Source organism: Streptomyces millisiae (assembly GCF_031845425.1).
GTDB lineage: Bacteria > Actinomycetota > Actinomycetes > Streptomycetales > Streptomycetaceae > Streptomyces > Streptomyces millisiae.
The window spans coordinates 1-15,068 of sequence record NZ_JAVREM010000015.1 but is presented as its reverse complement, the minus strand read 5'-3'; the positions used below and the strand labels follow the sequence as shown (position 1 = coordinate 15,068).

At 74.9% G+C, this 15,068-nt stretch carries 15 protein-coding genes; 11 read left to right on the top strand and 4 right to left on the bottom strand.

What is annotated here, in order from left to right:
- Positions 1-135: 135 nt before the first annotated feature.
- The 3 genes from RNC47_RS14635 to hutI all read left to right on the top strand — a co-directional run bounded on the left by RNC47_RS14635 (position 136) and on the right by hutI (position 4,554).
- Complete coding sequence (locus RNC47_RS14635) at positions 136-1,317, top strand: allantoate amidohydrolase (protein ID WP_311598969.1); 1,182 nt, start codon at positions 136-138, stop codon at positions 1,315-1,317.
- Positions 1,308-2,660, top strand: a complete 1,353-nt coding sequence (locus tag RNC47_RS14630) for a formimidoylglutamate deiminase (protein ID WP_311598968.1) — start codon at positions 1,308-1,310, stop codon at positions 2,658-2,660. Before RNC47_RS14635 ends, RNC47_RS14630 begins: the two co-directional genes overlap by 10 nt.
- 730 nt (positions 2,661-3,390) lie before the next feature.
- Positions 3,391-4,554 (top strand): imidazolonepropionase, encoded by a 1,164-nt coding sequence (hutI, locus tag RNC47_RS14625; protein WP_394814787.1) that lies wholly within the window; start codon positions 3,391-3,393, stop codon positions 4,552-4,554.
- Here the strand turns inward: hutI and RNC47_RS14620 are convergent.
- Entirely contained in the window at positions 4,551-5,228 is a 678-nt protein-coding gene (locus tag RNC47_RS14620; RefSeq protein WP_311598965.1) for an MOSC domain-containing protein, read from the bottom strand. The two genes, hutI and RNC47_RS14620, sit on opposite strands and share 4 nt — an antisense overlap.
- A 4-nt stretch (positions 5,229-5,232) precedes the next feature.
- A complete protein-coding gene (locus tag RNC47_RS14615) occupies positions 5,233-6,162 on the bottom strand; it encodes a zinc-binding dehydrogenase (RefSeq protein ID WP_311598963.1) in 930 nt (309 codons plus the stop codon).
- Positions 6,163-6,262: 100 nt separating this feature from the next.
- Between RNC47_RS14615 and RNC47_RS14610 the strand changes: the two genes are divergently transcribed.
- The gene (locus RNC47_RS14610; RefSeq protein ID WP_311598962.1) at positions 6,263-6,907 is read left to right on the top strand and encodes a TetR family transcriptional regulator; all 645 of its coding nucleotides are present in this window, start codon (positions 6,263-6,265) and stop codon (positions 6,905-6,907) included.
- Between the two features lie 50 nt (positions 6,908-6,957).
- Here the strand turns inward: RNC47_RS14610 and RNC47_RS14605 are convergent, their stop codons facing one another.
- The gene (locus tag RNC47_RS14605; protein WP_394814786.1) at positions 6,958-7,881 is read right to left on the bottom strand and encodes an RNA polymerase sigma factor SigF; all 924 of its coding nucleotides are present in this window, start codon (positions 7,879-7,881) and stop codon (positions 6,958-6,960) included.
- 246 nt (positions 7,882-8,127) lie between these two features.
- On the opposite strand from RNC47_RS14605, the gene RNC47_RS14600 reads away from it, so the two are divergent.
- The 4 genes from RNC47_RS14600 to RNC47_RS14585 all read left to right on the top strand — a co-directional run bounded on the left by RNC47_RS14600 (position 8,128) and on the right by RNC47_RS14585 (position 11,233).
- Entirely contained in the window at positions 8,128-8,508 is a 381-nt protein-coding gene (locus tag RNC47_RS14600; RefSeq protein ID WP_311598960.1) for an STAS domain-containing protein, read from the top strand.
- Positions 8,509-8,741: 233 nt separating this feature from the next.
- Positions 8,742-9,245, top strand: coding sequence for an ATP-binding protein (locus tag RNC47_RS14595; protein ID WP_311598959.1), 504 nt, complete (start codon positions 8,742-8,744; stop codon positions 9,243-9,245).
- 58 nt (positions 9,246-9,303) lie between these two features.
- Positions 9,304-9,981, top strand: a complete 678-nt coding sequence (locus RNC47_RS14590; RefSeq protein WP_311598956.1) for a response regulator transcription factor — start codon at positions 9,304-9,306, stop codon at positions 9,979-9,981.
- 16 nt (positions 9,982-9,997) lie between these two features.
- Positions 9,998-11,233 (top strand): ATP-binding protein, encoded by a 1,236-nt coding sequence (locus RNC47_RS14585; protein ID WP_311598954.1) that lies wholly within the window; start codon positions 9,998-10,000, stop codon positions 11,231-11,233.
- Between the two features lie 53 nt (positions 11,234-11,286).
- Here RNC47_RS14585 and RNC47_RS14580 read toward each other — a convergent pair whose 3' ends face one another.
- A complete protein-coding gene (locus tag RNC47_RS14580) occupies positions 11,287-11,769 on the bottom strand; it encodes a GtrA family protein (protein ID WP_311598953.1) in 483 nt (160 codons plus the stop codon).
- Between the two features lie 64 nt (positions 11,770-11,833).
- On the opposite strand from RNC47_RS14580, the gene RNC47_RS14575 reads away from it, so the two are divergent.
- From RNC47_RS14575 to RNC47_RS14565, 3 genes are read left to right on the top strand one after another with little or no spacing between them, the layout of a single operon-like run.
- The gene (locus RNC47_RS14575; RefSeq protein ID WP_311598951.1) at positions 11,834-12,982 is read left to right on the top strand and encodes a 5-(carboxyamino)imidazole ribonucleotide synthase; all 1,149 of its coding nucleotides are present in this window, start codon (positions 11,834-11,836) and stop codon (positions 12,980-12,982) included.
- On the top strand, positions 12,979-13,506 hold the full coding sequence (purE, locus tag RNC47_RS14570; RefSeq protein ID WP_311598949.1) for a 5-(carboxyamino)imidazole ribonucleotide mutase: 528 nt from the start codon (positions 12,979-12,981) through the stop codon (positions 13,504-13,506). The genes RNC47_RS14575 and purE overlap by 4 nt, the downstream gene beginning before the upstream one ends.
- Positions 13,503-14,696, top strand: a complete 1,194-nt coding sequence (locus RNC47_RS14565; protein ID WP_311598948.1) for a dipeptidase — start codon at positions 13,503-13,505, stop codon at positions 14,694-14,696. Before purE ends, RNC47_RS14565 begins: the two co-directional genes overlap by 4 nt.
- Positions 14,697-15,068: the final 372 nt, after the last annotated feature.

Genomic DNA, 15,068 nt, shown 5'->3' with positions numbered 1-15,068 from the left:
AACGGCGAGGCCCTGGCTGGCGGGCTCGGCGACGTCCCCGGGCGAAGCCCGGTGAGCGGCGGGTGGAACGCCGGGCACGCACCCGGCGGGGCGGAAACCGGGTCCGCGACCTCGCGGGCGAGCGACTTCCGGACGATGTGGGACGAGCTGCGGCCCATCGGCCGAACCGCCGGAGGCTACCGGCGGTTCGCGTGGACGCCGGTCGACGGCGAGCTGCGGGCCTGGTTCCGGGCGCAGGCCGCGGCCCGTGGGCTGGCCCACGAGGTGGACCGCAACGGCAACGAGTGGGCCTGGCTCGGCGACCGGGACCGCGGCGACGCCGTCGTCACCGGCTCCCACCTCGACTCGGTGCCCGGCGGCGGCGCCTTCGACGGGCCGCTCGGCGTGGTCTCCGGCTTCGCCGCCCTCGACGGGCTGCGGGCCAGGGGAGTGACGCCGCGCCGGCCGCTCGCCGTCGTCGCGTTCGCCGACGAGGAGGGCGCCCGGTTCGGCGTGGCCTGCGTCGGCTCCCGGCTGGCCTGCGGGCTCCTCGACCCCGAGCGCGCCAGGTCGCTGCGCGACGCCGACGGCGTCACCCTGGCCGCCGCGATGGAGCGGGCAGGACACGACCCGGCCGCCATCGGCCCGGACCCCGAGCGGCTGGCCCGCGTCGGCGCCTTCATCGAGTGCCACATCGAGCAGGGCAGGGCCCTGGCCGACCTCGACCGGCCGGTCGGCGTGGGCTCGGTGATCTGGCCGCACGGCCGCTGGCGGTTCGACTTCGCGGGCGAGGGCAACCACGCCGGCACCACCCGCCTGGCCGACCGGCGCGACCCGATGCTCACCTACGCCCACACCGTGCTGGCCGCCCGGAAGCGGGCCCGGCTGGCCGGCGCGCTCGCCACCTTCGGCCGGGTCGCCGTCGAGCCCAACGGGGTGAACGCCGTGCCCTCGCTGGTCAGCGGCTGGCTCGACTCCCGCGCCGCCGACGCCGGCACGCTCGACGAACTCGTCGCCGGCATCGAGCGCACCGCCGCCGAACGCGGCGCCAGGGACGGGGTGACCGTCACCGTCACCCGCGAGTCCCACACGGCGGCCGTCGCCTTCGACCCGGCGCTGCGCGAACGCGCCGCCGCGCGCCTCGGCGGCGCACCCGTGCTGCCCACCGGCGCGGGACACGACGCGGGAATCCTGTCGGCGGCCGTGCCCACCGCCATGCTGTACGTACGCAATCCCACCGGGGTGTCCCACGCACCCGCCGAGCACGCCGACGAGGACGACTGCCGTGCCGGTGTCGCCGCGCTGACCGACGTACTGGAGGACCTGGTGTGTCCCTGACCGCACAGCTCTACTGGGCGGAACACGCCTGGCTCAACGGCACCGTCGAGCCAGGCGTGGTCATCGCCACCGCCGACACCGGCCACATCACCTCCGTGCGCCCCGGCGTCGACGAGCCGCCGATCGGCGCCGTCGACCTGCGCGGCCTCACCATCCCGGGCCTCGCCAACGCGCACAGCCACGCCTTCCACCGGGCGCTGCGCGGCGCGACGCAGATCGGCGGCGGCACCTTCTGGACCTGGCGCAACGGCATGTACGACCTGGCCGCCCGGCTCACCCCCGAGAACTACCTCGCCCTCGCCACCGCCGTCTACGCCGAGATGGCGCTGGCCGGGATCACCTGCGTCGGCGAGTTCCACTACGTGCACCACGCGCCCGACGGCACGCCCTACCGCGACCCCAACGCCATGGGCGAGGCGCTGATCGCGGCCGCCGCCGAGGCCGGCGTCCGGATCACCCTGCTCGACGCCTGCTACCTGGCGGCCGGCTTCGGCGAGCCGGCCACCCCGCGACAGCGGCGGTTCTCCGACGGGACCGCCGAGCACTGGGCGGAGCGCGTCGACGCCCTGCGCCCCACGGCCCACGCCCGGATCGGCGCGGCGATCCACTCCGTGCGGGCCGTGCCGGCCGAGGCGCTGGCCACCGTGGCCGGCTGGGCCACCGAGCGGCGCGCCCCGCTCCACGTCCACCTCTCCGAGCAGCCGGCGGAGAACGAGGACTGCCTGCGCGCCCACGGCCGCACCCCCACCCGGCTGCTCGCCGACCACGGCGTGCTCGGCCCCGGCACGACCGCCGTGCACGCCACCCACCTCACCGACGAGGACATCGACCTCCTGGGCCGCTCCGACACGCGGGTCTGCGTCTGCCCGACGACCGAGCGCGACCTCGCCGACGGCATCGGCCCGACCACCCGGCTGCGGACGGCCGGCAGCCCGCTCTGCCTGGGCAGCGACAGCCACGCCGTGATCGACCTGCTGGAGGAGGCGCGCGCCCTGGAGCTCGACGAGCGGCTGCGCTCGCGCGCCCGCGGCCACTTCACGGCCGGCCAGCTCCTGCGGTCGGCCGCCGAGCACGGCCACGCCGCCCTCGGCTGGCCGGAGGCCGGCCGCATCGAGCCGGGCTGGCTCGCCGACCTGACCACGGTCGCCCTCGACACGGTCCGCACAGCGGGGCCGCCGCCCCGACTGGCCCTGGAGGCCGCGATCTTCGCCGCCACCAACGCCGACGTCCGGCACACCGTGGTCGCCGGCCGCCACATCGTCCGCGACGGCGAACACCAACTCGTCCACGACATCCCCCACCGCCTCACCGCGGCCATCGCCGTCCTCCGGGACGAGCACTGACGTGGCCTGGCGGCCGGCATGGGCCGGACACGGCCGCGCCTCGCCGCCGTGCGGCGGCTACGTGCCGTTCGGCGGCGGTGGCCGGCGGCAGCGACGGGCCGGCTTCGCCGCCTCGCCGCCGCGCGGCCGAGCCCCGGCCCGTGGGGCCCGCCGCGCCTGCGGCGGCTGCGTGCCCTCGCGGCTTCGCCGCCTCGCCGCTGCCTGGCGCGGCCCTGGGTCCGTTGGCGGCCCGCCGGGTGGCTGGTGCATCGCGCAGATCGGCGGTGGCCTGCGGTACCCGCGCCGGCTTCGCCGCCTCGCCGCTCCGCGGCCGAGCCACGGCCGGCCCGCGGTGGCTGGCGGCGCCGACGGGGCGGGTGGCCGATGGCACGCCACGGCCTTGCCGCCGCGCGGCGGCCGGCGCCGCAGGCGCGGCTCTTGTCCGCTCACCCCTACCGGCTGGCCGGCTTCGCCGCCTCGCCGCTCCGCGGCCGAGCCGCGGCCGGCCCACGCCGCAGGCGCAAGTCCGCGATCGCCGGGCGGCGTCGACGGGTCGGATGGCCGGCGGCACGCCACGGCCCTGCCGCCGCGTGGCGGCTGCGGGCCTTCGGCCGAGCCGCGGCCGGCCCGCGCCGCAGGCGCGGCCTTTGCCCGCTCACCGCTCCGGAGGAGGAACCGCACCGTGTCGGAACCGCTCAGCCCGCCCCGGCAGGGGACCCGGCAGGGGCCCCGGTCCGTCGTCGTCACCGGCATCGGCGCGCTGGTCACCAACGATCCCGCGTTCGGCCCCGGGCCGCTGGGGGTGGTGCGGGACGCGGCGCTCGTCGTCGAGGAGGGGCGCGTCGTCTGGGTCGGTCCCGCGAGCGCGGCGCCGGACGCCGACCGGCGGCACGATGTGGGCGGTCGGGCCGTGATCCCCGGGTTCGTCGACTCGCACTCGCACCTGCTGTACGCGGGCGACCGCACCGAGGAGTTCAACGCCCGGATGTCAGGGCGGCCCTACACCGCCGGCGGCATCCGCACCACCGTGGCCGCCACCCGCGAGGCGAGCGACGCCGAGCTGGCCGCGCGGCTCGCCGCCCACCTGCGGGAGATGACGCGGCAGGGGACCACCACCGTGGAGACCAAGTCCGGGTACGGGCTGACCGTGGAGTTGGAGGCCCGCGCGCTGCGCGTCGCGCGCGCCCAGCTCCAGGAGGTCACCTACCTCGGCGCGCACGTGGTGCCGCCCGAGTACGCCGACGCGCCCGAGGAGTACGTCGCGCTGGTCACCGGCCCGATGCTGGACGCCTGTGCCCCGCACGCCCGGTGGATCGACGTGTTCTGCGAGCGCGGTGCCTTCGACGCCGACCAGGCCCGGGCCATCCTCACCGCCGGGCGCCGGCGCGGCCTCGAACTCCGGGTGCACGCCAACCAGCTGACGGCCGGACCGGGCGTCAGGCTGGCCGTCGAGCTGGGCGCGCGGTCGGCCGACCACTGCACGCACCTCACGGACGCCGACGTCGACGCGCTGGCCGAAAGCGAGGGGCGAACGGTGGCAACCCTGCTCCCCGGCTGTGAGTTCTCCACCCGCTCGCCCTACCCGGACGCCCGCCGGCTGCTGGCCGCCGGCGTCGTCGTGGCGCTCGCCACCGACTGCAACCCGGGGTCCAGCTACACCAGTTCGATGCCGTTCTGCGTGGCCCTCGCGGTCCGCGAGATGGGCATGACCCCCGACGAGGCCCTGTGGTCGGCCACCGCGGGCGGCGCGGCCGCGCTCGCGCGCACCGACGTCGGCCGGCTCACGCCGGGGGCGCGCGCCGACCTGGTGGTGCTCGACGCGCCGTCCCCCGTACACCTCGCCTATCGCCCGGGGGTGCCGCTGGTCGCGGAGGTCTGGCGGGCGGGCGAACCGGAGGTCGGCCGCCCGGGTTAACCCGCCCGCGCCGCCCAGTCCCTGGCGCGCGCCAGCTCGTCGGCGTGCAGCGCCTCGCCGGCCGCGAGCACCCGGTGCCGCAGCTCGGGCGCCGTCGTCCTGGCCCGGAAGAGGAACGCCACGGACACCTCGTGCTCCGGCCGGTGCAGCACCTCGATCGGGTCGCCGGGGCTGATCAGGCCCGGGGTGATGACCCGGAAGTAGGCGCCGGGCGCGGCCTCGGCCGTGAAGCGCTTCACCCAGCCGCGCTCGCCGAGCCAGTCGGCGAAGGTGGCGCACGGGATCCGCGCCGAGGTCGCCTCCAGCACCAACTCCTCGCCCACCCGCCACCGTTCGCCGATCCGCACGTCGCTGACGTCGATCCCGAGCGTGGTCAGGTTCTCGCCGAACACGCCGGCGCCGAGGTCGCGACCGAGTTGCCGGGACCAGCGGTCGAGGTCCTCCCGCGCGTACGCGTAGACCGCCTGGTCGTCGCCGCCGTGGTGGCGCCGGTCGCACACCGCGTCCCCGGCGAGGCCACCGCCGCCGACGCCCTTGGGCCCCGGGGCCGTCACCAGCACGGGGCCGCCGGTCGGTCGCTTGTCGATGCCGGTCAGGCCGCCCGGCGCGTCGGTCCTCGCGGCCCGGCTCGCCCGGCCCGCGTTGACGGAGTGGAGTCTTCGGCTGCTCGACATGGCGTCACCCTATGTCCAGCACCGCCTTGCCCGGCACCTCGCCGGCGGCCAGCGCCGCGGTGGCCTCCCGCGCCCTGGACCAGTCGCCGCGCCAGCCGACCTGGGTGTCGAGTTCGCCGCGGGCCACCAGGCCGGCCAGCCAGGAGAGGTCGGCGGCCAGGCCCTCGCGGTCCTCGAGCAGGAAGAAGCTCTGGATGGAGCGGTTGGTCGCCCCGACGAAGTCGGCGGGCACATAGGTCTCGGGCTGCTCCGAGGTGTGCCCCATGGTCAGCAGCGTGCCGTGACGTTCGAGCGCGCGGAACGCCGCGATCCGGTGGTCGCCGCCCACCATGTCGAGCACGCCGTGCACCGGGGCGTCGAGGCCCGCGATGCCCTCCGCGCCGATCACCACCTCGTCCGCGCCGAGCGCGCGCAGCGTCTCGGCGCGGGCCGGGTTGGTGGTGGTGGCGATGACGTGTGCGCCGCCGCGCGAGGCGAGCTGGAGGGCGAACCGTCCGACGCCGCCGCCGGCACCGGTGATCAGCACCCGGCGGCCGAGCAACGGCCCGATCCGGTGCAGCCCGCGCAGCGCGGAGCCGGCGGCGACCGGCAGGGTGCTGAGGGCGCCGAGGTCGGCGCCCTCGGGGGCGATGCCGACGTCCGAGGCGTCGACGGCGCGCAGCTCGGCCCACGCGCCGTCCGCGGCCAGCGTCACCACCGGGGTGCCCGCGGCGGGGCCCGAGCCGTCGGCGGCCGCACGCTCCACGATCCCGGTGGCGTCCCAGCCGGGGATCCACCCGGCGGCGCCGCCGGGCAGGCCGTGCACCACCTCGCCGTAGTTGAGAGAGAAGGCGGCCACCCGGATCAGCGCCTGGTGCGGGGCGGGCACCGGGTCCGGCACCTCGGTCAGGGACAGCTGGCCGGGGGTCGAGTGGTCGATGGTCCAGGCGCGCACGGCGGCTCCTCACGTCGGTCGGGAAGACGGCGAAGCGATCATATGCCGGTGACTGACATTTGTCGCCGGCCGCCATTTTCCCCCGGGTAGACTCCGCCGCGTGACGGACACGGGACTGACGCTTCGGGAGCGCAAGAAGCTCAGGACGCGCCGCGCGCTGGTCGAGGAGGCGCTGCGGCTGTTCACGGAGCGGGGTTTCGGTGAGGCCACGCTCGACGAGGTGGTGGCCGCCGTCGAGGTCTCCCAGCGGACCTTCTTCCGCTACTTCTCCTCCAAGGAGGACGTCGCGCTGGCGCCGGAGAAGGAGCTGTGGGCGGCGTACGTGGCCGAGATGGAGCGCCTGCCGCCGCCGGCCGAGGGGTCGCCGTGGCCGCGTTTCGAGGAGGTCCTCTTCACCGCCGTGGCCGGCATGGCCGACGGCTGGGAGCGGCGCTTCCTGGTCAGCAGGGCGCTGTGCGACCGCACCCCGGCCCTGGTGGCGCACAGCCTGCGGCACTGCGCGGAGGTCACGGACCGGGTGGTGGCCCTGGCGGGGCGGCGGAGCCGGGGCGACGAGCTGCGGATCCGCCTCACCCTCGAACTGATGCTCGCCGCCTGGCGCTGGGCCGTGCACCAGTGGTCCGCCGAGGCCGCGGCGTCCGCCGCGGCCCACGGTGGAGCCGACCGGGAGGCGCTCTACGCGCGCATGCGGGAAGCCTTCGCCGCCCTCCCCGGCGTCGTCGCCCTCGTGACCGAGCGCGGCTGACACCGGGCGGGGGCGGCGGCGGGCCGCCGGCCGCGTGCCGGCGGGGGCGGCTACTCCTCGACCATCAGCCCTCGGCGCAGCTTGCCCAGGGTGCGGGCCAGCAGCCGGGAGACGTGCATCTGCGAGATCCCGAGCTCCTCGCCGATCTCGGACTGGGTCATGTTGCCGACGAACCGCAGCGAGAGGATCCGGCGGTCGCGCGGGGGAAGATCGGCGATCAGCGGCTTCAGGGACTCGATGTACTCGACGCCTTCGAGGTCGTGGTCCTCGTAGCCGATGCGGTCGGCGAGGGCGCCCTCGGACTCGTCCTCCTCGGGCTGGGCGTCGAGGGAGCTGGCGGTGTAGGCGTTCGACGCCGCCATGCCCTCGATGACCTCTTCCTCGCTGAGCTTCAGCCGCTCGGCCAGCTCGGCGACGGTCGGCGCGCGGTCCAGCTGCTGCGCCAGCTCGTCGCCCGCCTTGGCCAGGTCGAGCCTGAGCTCCTGGAGCCGGCGCGGCACCCGCACCGACCAGGAGGTGTCGCGGAAGAACCGCTTGATCTCGCCGATGATCGTCGGCATCGCGAAGGTCGGGAACTCGACGCCGCGATCGGCCTCGAAGCGGTCGATGGCCTTGATCAGGCCGATCGTGCCGACCTGGATGATGTCCTCCATCGGCTCGCTGCGGGAGCGGAACCGGGAGGCGGCGAACTTGACGAGCGCCAGGTTGAGCTCGACCAGGGTGTTGCGTACGTAGGCGTACTCGTGTGTGCCCTCTTCAAGGATCCGCAGCCGCGCGAAGAGGCTCTTGGAGAGTGCGCGCGCGTCCTGCGGCGCGACCTCGTCATAGCGCGGGATCTCGGGGAGTGACGCGAGCACGTCCTCGGCCGACTCCAGCTCCTGGATCTGCTCGATGTCCGGCTCTGGCCGGGTCACGGATGCCGGGAGAGCGGGATTCCCGATGTGCGGTTGTTGTGTTCGAGGGGCGGGTGACATGTGTGTCCTCCGTAGTCGTCTCGGCATATGGCTGCCGGAGCCATGACGTGCACTGCGAGTGCGGCGCCTCCAAAGCCGGCGTGGGGTATGTGTGCCCTCTACGCCTATCGGTCCTACGGCGGCGATGGCAAGTCTGCTACGCCCGAATCCGGAGGTATGCCCGTCCTGTTCGGGTGTTGAGCCGGCCGCCCAAGGGCTATGGTTTCGAACCTAACCAACAACGCGCTCCGAACTGAAGGGGGCTGCATGGACCGCGCGATGCCGGACAGTCCGCACCGGCGCCAGCTGACGGTCGATGTGCGCCGCATGGGGTCAGGCGTCGTGGTGGCGCCCTCGGGTGAGCTCGATCACCATTCCGCCGACCGGCTGCAGGAGTCGCTGAACGCCTGCGTCGCCGACGGTCGTTATCGGATCGTTATCGACTGCTCCGGCCTCGAGTTCTGCGACTCCACCGGCCTCAATGTGCTTCTCACCACACGCATGGAGGTCGAGGCTGCGGGCGGGCAGGTGCATTTGTCCGGAATGCGGCCGATTGTCGCCCGAGTTCTGGAGATAACGGGCGCCGGCGCCGTGTTCTCCGTGCACGAAACCCTGGCCGAGGCGCTGGCGGCGCTGCCGGCCGACTGATCGCCACCGGCGGGCCCGCTGTACGGAAGGGCGCGTGGCGCGTCAAACTGAGGCGCGTCAGACGCGCGCGAGCGGATCGCCCGGACGAGGTGGGTGTGCCCGTCGCGTCTCAGGGCAGAAGACACGACGCGTCGGATCGTGGGGAAGACGGACCGGCGTGCCAGCGGGCGCGTCCGAGGACGAGGGCGCGGGAACGAGATCGACGGCGCGGCGATGCGGCGAGGGGAGCGTGCATGGGGTCCACCCGACCGTACCCGGCAGGCGATCCCGGCCAGGACTCGGCCGGATCGCCACCCGAGGAACAGTTGCGCCAGGTGCGCAGGCTGCGCCTGGTCGGCACCGCGGGCGTCGTCTCCCGCGCCCGGGAGTTCGCCCGCGTGGCGCTCCACGACTGGGGCTGGCTGCCCGCCGCCACCGCCGAGCAGCGGGCCTCCGCGGAGGACGCGCTGCTGGTCGTCTCCGAGCTGGTGACCAACGCCTGCCTGCACGCCGGCGGCCCCGAGGAACTGCGCCTGGGCCACGGCCCGAAGCTGCTGCGCGTCGAGGTGCTCGACCGTGGCCTCGGCGTCCCCGCCCTGGCCTCCACCCGCCGCGCGGGCCGCCCCGGCGGACATGGCATGTTCATCGTCGAGCGGCTCTGCCTCGACTGGGGCGTGGTCCGCGAGACCGGGGCGACGGGGAAGACGGTCTGGGCCGAGCTCGCCGCGCCCCCGGCCTGCGACGACGGCCGCGAGTAGGTACCGGGAACCTCGGTTCCTCCCAGCCGGTCACCCCCGGGCGTCTACCATCACCACCATGACCCGAGTACTGCTCGCAGAGGACGACGCGTCCATCTCGGAGCCGCTGGCCAGAGCGCTGCGCCGCGAGGGATACGAGGTAGAGGTTCGGGAGGACGGCCCGTCAGCGCTGCGCGCCGGGCTCGGTGGGGACGTCGATCTCGTGGTGCTCGACCTGGGGCTGCCCGGCATGGACGGCCTGGAGGTCTGCCGCCGGCTGCGCACCGAGGGCCTCGGTCTGCCGGTGCTGGTGCTGACCGCCCGCGCCGACGAGGTGGACACCGTGGTCGGCCTGGACGCCGGCGCCGACGACTACGTGACCAAGCCCTTCCGGCTCGCCGAACTGCTGGCCCGCGTCCGCGCCCTGCTGCGGCGCGGCACGGCCGAGGCGGCGCCGGCCCCCACCGTGCACGGCATCCGGATCGACGTCGAGTCCCACCGCGCCTGGATGGGCGAGGACGAACTGCACCTGACCGCCAAGGAGTTCGACCTCCTGCGGGTGCTGGTGCGGGACGCCGGCCGGGTCGTCACCCGCGAGCAGCTGATGCGCGAGGTCTGGGACACCACCTGGTGGTCGTCCACCAAGACCCTCGACATGCACATCTCCTGGCTGCGCAAGAAGCTCGGCGACGACGCCGCCAACCCGCGCTACATCGCCACCGTCCGCGGCGTGGGCTTCCGCTTCGAGAAGAGCTGAGCCGGGGCCCCCTTACGTGCGCCGTCGCCTCATCACCTCCACGCTCGCCGTGGTGCTCGTCGTCATCGCGGTCTTCGGCGTGTCCCTCTTCACCATCGAGGCCAGGTCGATCGAGTCGAGCGCCGCCGACCGCCTCGACTCCGAGACCGCCCGGCTGCTCGCCGACGTCGAGAGCCGCATCGCCAACGGCGACGAGCTCACCGCCGAGGCGCTGCGCGCCTCCGTGCCCGCCGACCGGCACGTCGCGATCCGGGTGCCCGACACCGAGCCCATCACCATCGGGCAGCCCATCGAGGGTGGCGTGATGCGCGCCCAGGAGACCGGCACGCACGGCGAGACCGTCGTCGTCGAGCAGCCCAGGTCGGTGGTGACCGACGAGGTCAACCGGATGCTCACCCTGATCCTGGTGGTCTCCCTGCTGGCCGTCGCCGCCGCCGGGCTGCTCGCCGTGCAGCAGGCGTCCCGGGTGGCCGCCCCGCTGCTCGACCTCGCCGAGACCGCCGAGCGCCTCGGCTCGGGCGACCCGCGCCCCAGGCACCGCCGCTACGGCGTCCCCGAGCTCGACCGGGTCGCCGACGTGCTGGACGCCAGCGCCGAGCGCATCGCCCGGATGCTCACCGCCGAGCGCCGGCTGGCCGCCGACGCCTCGCACCAGCTGCGCACCCCGCTGACCGCGCTCTCCATGCGGCTGGAGGAGATCATCGCCACCGAGGACCGGGACACCGTCCAGGAGGAGGCGAGCATCGCCCTCACCCAGGTGGAGCGGCTGACGGACGTGGTGCAGCGGCTGCTCACCAACTCCCGCGACCCCCGCCTCGGCTCCGCCGTCGGCTTCGACCTGGACGAGGTCGTGGTGCAGCAGATAGAGGAGTGGCGCCCGGCCTACCGCAACGCGGGCCGCGCCATCGTCCACTCGGGCAAGCCGGGGCTACGCGCGGTCGGCACCCCGGGCGCCGTCTCCCAGGTGCTGGCCTGCCTGGTGGAGAACGCGCTGATGCACGGCGCGGGCACGGTGGCGCTGCGCACCAGGACCACCGGCAACCAGGTGGTCGTCGAGGTCACCGACCAGGGGCCGGGCGTGCCGACGGAGCTGGGCGCCCGGGTCTTCGAGCGCACCGTCAGCGGCCGCAACTCCACCGGCCTCGGCCTGGCCGTGGCCCGGGACCTCGCCGAGGCGGACGGCGGCCGTCTCGAACTGCTCCAGGGCAGGCCGCCGGTGTTCGCGCTCTTCCTGAGCCGCGAAGCGGATTAGGCGTTGGGAGGGGTCTGAGCCGCGAAGCGGAGTCGCGGGGCGCCGAGGAGGGCTCAGCGCGGGGGTGACGAGGGAGCGGCCGGCTCGGCGGCCGCCGGGGCCTCCGCGACCCGGAACACCCAGGTGCGGTAGGACCAGAACCGGAAGAGCGAGCCCAGGCCGAGCCCGATCACGTTCTTGGCCACGTTGTCGGCGAGCGACGAGGTGAAGTCGAGGCCGTAGTGGGAGAGCGCGAGCACCCCGTTCTCGATCACCATCCCCACCCCGGAGAACAGCAGGAAGAGGCTGGCCTCCCGGCTCCGCCCGCTCTTGTCCCGGTCGCGGTAGGTCCAGTAGCGGTTGCCCACGTAGTTGGTGAGGATCGCGGCCGTGGTGGCGAGCACGCCGGAACGCACCGGGGCCAGGCCCGCGCCCTGGGTGCACAGGTTGAACACCACCACGTTGACCACGACGCCGAGCGCGCCCACGGTGCCGAACTTCGCGACCTCGTGGGCGATACCGCGCATTCGGTCGCGGAGCGTGAGCCCATCGCTCATGGTGGCATCGTAGCCAGGCAGTCCCGGCCGCTCTCGGCGGGGGGACGGCGGATACGCTGGGTGCGTGACTTTTCCCGTGGTCGGCATGGTCGGAGGCGGTCAGCTCGCCCGTATGACCCATGAGGCGGGCATCCCGCTCGGCATCCGGTTCAAGCTGCTCAGTGACGCTCCGCAGGATTCGGCCGCTCAGGTGGTGCGGGACGTGGTGGTGGGCGACTACCGCGATCTGGACACGCTGCGTGGTTTCGCGCGCGGTTGCGACGTGATCACGTTCGATCACGAACATGTGCCGACGGAGCACCTCCGGGCGCTTGAGGCCGAGGGCATCGCCGTGCGGCCTGGCCCCGACGCCCTGGTGCACGCCCAGGACAAGGGCGTGATGCGCGCCAGGCTGACCGAGCTCGGCGTGCCCTGCCCCCGCCACCGGCTGGTCGCCGACCCGGCGGACGTGGCGCGCTTCGCCGCCGAGGTCGGCGGCTTCCCCGTGGTGCTGAAGACCGTGCGCGGCGGCTACGACGGCAAGGGCGTCTGGGTGGTCGACTCGGCCGCCGAGGCCGCCGCCACCACCGCCCCCTTCCTGGCCGGCGTGCCGGTGCTCGCCGAGGAGAAGGTCGCCTTCACCCGCGAGCTGGCCGCCAACGTGGTCCGCTCCCCGCACGGCCAGGCCGTCGCCTACCCGGTCGTCGAGTCCGTCCAGGTGGACGGCGTCTGCGACACGGTGATCGCGCCCGCGCCCGACCTCGCGGACGAGCTCGGCCTCGCCGCACAGCAGCTGGCGCTGCGCATCGCCAAGGAGCTGGGCGTCGTCGGCCACCTGGCGGTCGAGCTGTTCGAGACCGAAGACGGCCGGGTGCTGGTCAACGAGCTGGCGATGCGCCCGCACAACTCGGGCCACTGGACCCAGGACGGCGCCGTCACCTCGCAGTTCGCCAACCACGTCCGCGCGGTGCTCGACCTGCCGCTCGGCGACCCGCGGCCGCGCGCCCCCTGGACGGTGATGGCCAACGTGCTGGGCGGCGACTTCCCCGACATGTACCCGGCCTACCTGCACTGCATGGCCCGCGACCCCCGGCTGAAGATCCACATGTACGGCAAGGACGTCAAGCCGGGCCGCAAGGTGGGCCACGTCAACACCTACGGCGACGACCTGGCCGACGTCCGCGAGCGGGCCAGGCACGCCGCCGACTACCTCCGAGGAGTCATCACCGAATGAGCACCGCCTCCCCCCTCGGCGGCCCCCTGGTCGGCATCGTGATGGGCTCCGACTCCGACTGGCCCGTGATGAAGGGCGCCGCCGACGCGCTCGCCGAGTTCGGCGTCCCGCACGAGGTCGACGTCGTCTCCGCGCACCGCATGCCCCACGAGATGGTGGCCTACGGCGAGGGCGCGGCCGGTCGCGGCCTGAAGGCGATCATCGCCGGCGCGGGCGGCGCCGCCCACCTGCCGGGCATGCTCGCCTCCCTCACCCCGCTGCCGGTGATCGGCGTGCCGGTGCCGCTCAAGCACCTCGACGGCATGGACTCGCTGCTCTCCATCGTCCAGATGCCGGCCGGCGTGCCGGTGGCCACCGTCTCGGTCGGCGGCGCCCGCAACGCCGGGCTGCTCGCGGTCCGCACCCTGGCCGCGCACGACCCCGAGCTGCTGGAGCGGATGCGGGAGTTCCAGCGCGGCCTGAAGGAGCAGGCCACCGAGAAGGGCCGGCGGCTGCGGGCCGCCCTGGCCGGCGGCGCCGCGTGACCGGGGACCGCCTCGCCGAGGCCCGCGCGCTGCTCGCCGAGCACCCCGTCGTCGACGGCCACAACGACCTGCCGTGGGCGCTGCGCGAGCAGGTCGGCTACGACCTCGACCGCCGCGACATCGCCGTCGACCAGAGCGCCGCCCTCCACACCGACCTGCCGCGGCTGCGCGCCGGCGGCGTCGGCGGCCAGTTCTGGTCCGTGTACGTGCCGGGCCGGCTCGCCGGGGACGCGGCCGTCAGCGCCTGCCTGGAGCAGATCGACGCGGTGCGGACGCTGCTCGACCGCTACCCGGACCGGCTGGTGGCCGCGGCCACCGCCGACGAGCTGGAGGCGGCGCGGCGGGAGGGCCGGATCGCCTCGCTGATGGGCGCCGAGGGCGGCCACTCCATCGCCAACTCGCTGGGCACGCTCCGCGCCTTCCACCGGCTCGGCGTCCGGTACATGACGCTCACCCACAACGAGAACAACGACTGGGCCGACTCGGCGACGGACGAGCCACGGCACGACGGCCTCTCCGCCTTCGGCGAGGAGGTGGTGCGGGAGATGAACCGGATCGGCATGCTGGTCGACCTCTCGCACGTCGCCGCCACCACCATGCGGGACGCGCTGCGGGTCACCGAGGCGCCGGTGATCTTCTCGCACTCCTCGGCGCGCGCCGTCTGCGACCACCCGCGCAACGTCCCCGACGACGTGCTGGCCGCGCTGCCGGCCAACGGCGGGGTGGCGATGGTCACCTTCGTGCCGAAGTTCGTACTGCCGGAGGCCGTGGAGTGGACCCGGCGCGCCGACGAGAACATGGTCGCCAACGGCCTCCACCCGCTGGACACGACCGAGGCCGGGATGCGGGTGCAGCGCGCCTTCGAGGCGGCGAACCCCCGCCCGCGCGCGACGGTCGCCACGGTGGCCGACCACCTCGACCACATGCGGGAGGTCGCCGGCGTCGACCACCTCGGCATCGGCGGCGACTTCGACGGCACGGCGTTCCTCCCGGACGGCCTGGACAGCGTCGCCGGCTATCCGCTGCTGATCGCCGAACTCCTCGACCGCCGGTGGTCGCGCGGCGACCTCGCCAAGCTCACCTGGCACAACGCGGTCCGCGTCCTCCGCGACGGGGAGTCCGTGGCCCACGACCTCTCCGCTCGCCGCGGCCCCTCCCTCGCCACGATCGAGAGCGCCACGAGCGCGTAGCGCTCGTCAGAACCGACCCGGGTCAGCGCCCGGCCGAGCGGCTGCGCGGCGACGATGCCGGCGGCCCGGCAGGGCCGGCTTAGCCGGTGCCGGTCGTCGACCGCCGCACCGGCCGCACGCGCTTCCGGCCTGGCGCCACCGTGAGCGGCACGGCCGCGCCGGCCGTCGCGTGGCCGTGAGCGTGCACGCCGGCCGAGGCTCGGCGGCTGCGCCGCAGGCCGGCAGGGCGCGTATCGGGCCTTCGGCCGCATGGGCGCCGCTTCGCCGCGCGGGCCGGCACCGCACTGGCCGGGCCCCGCCGGGCCGTCCACCGTGCGTGGCGCGATTCGGCCCGCCACCCACCCGCCCTTTTCGCGCTTCGCGCAGTGGGTG

What these genes read in the sequence shown, in the direction of transcription:
- RNC47_RS14590 (WP_311598956.1), top strand. Translation starts at nt 9,304, where the DNA reads ATGACCCGAGTACTGCTCGCAGAGGACGACGCGTCCATCTCGGAGCCG.
- RNC47_RS14600 (WP_311598960.1), top strand. Translation starts at nt 8,128, where the DNA reads ATGGACCGCGCGATGCCGGACAGTCCGCACCGGCGCCAGCTGACGGTC.
- RNC47_RS14580 (WP_311598953.1), bottom strand. Translation starts at nt 11,769, where the DNA reads ATGAGCGATGGGCTCACGCTCCGCGACCGAATGCGCGGTATCGCCCAC.
- RNC47_RS14635 (WP_311598969.1), top strand. Translation starts at nt 136, where the DNA reads ATGTGGGACGAGCTGCGGCCCATCGGCCGAACCGCCGGAGGCTACCGG.
- RNC47_RS14605 (WP_394814786.1), bottom strand. Translation starts at nt 7,881, where the DNA reads ATGTCACCCGCCCCTCGAACACAACAACCGCACATCGGGAATCCCGCT.
- RNC47_RS14620 (WP_311598965.1), bottom strand. Translation starts at nt 5,228, where the DNA reads ATGTCGAGCAGCCGAAGACTCCACTCCGTCAACGCGGGCCGGGCGAGC.
- RNC47_RS14595 (WP_311598959.1), top strand. Translation starts at nt 8,742, where the DNA reads ATGGGGTCCACCCGACCGTACCCGGCAGGCGATCCCGGCCAGGACTCG.
- purE (WP_311598949.1), top strand. Translation starts at nt 12,979, where the DNA reads ATGAGCACCGCCTCCCCCCTCGGCGGCCCCCTGGTCGGCATCGTGATG.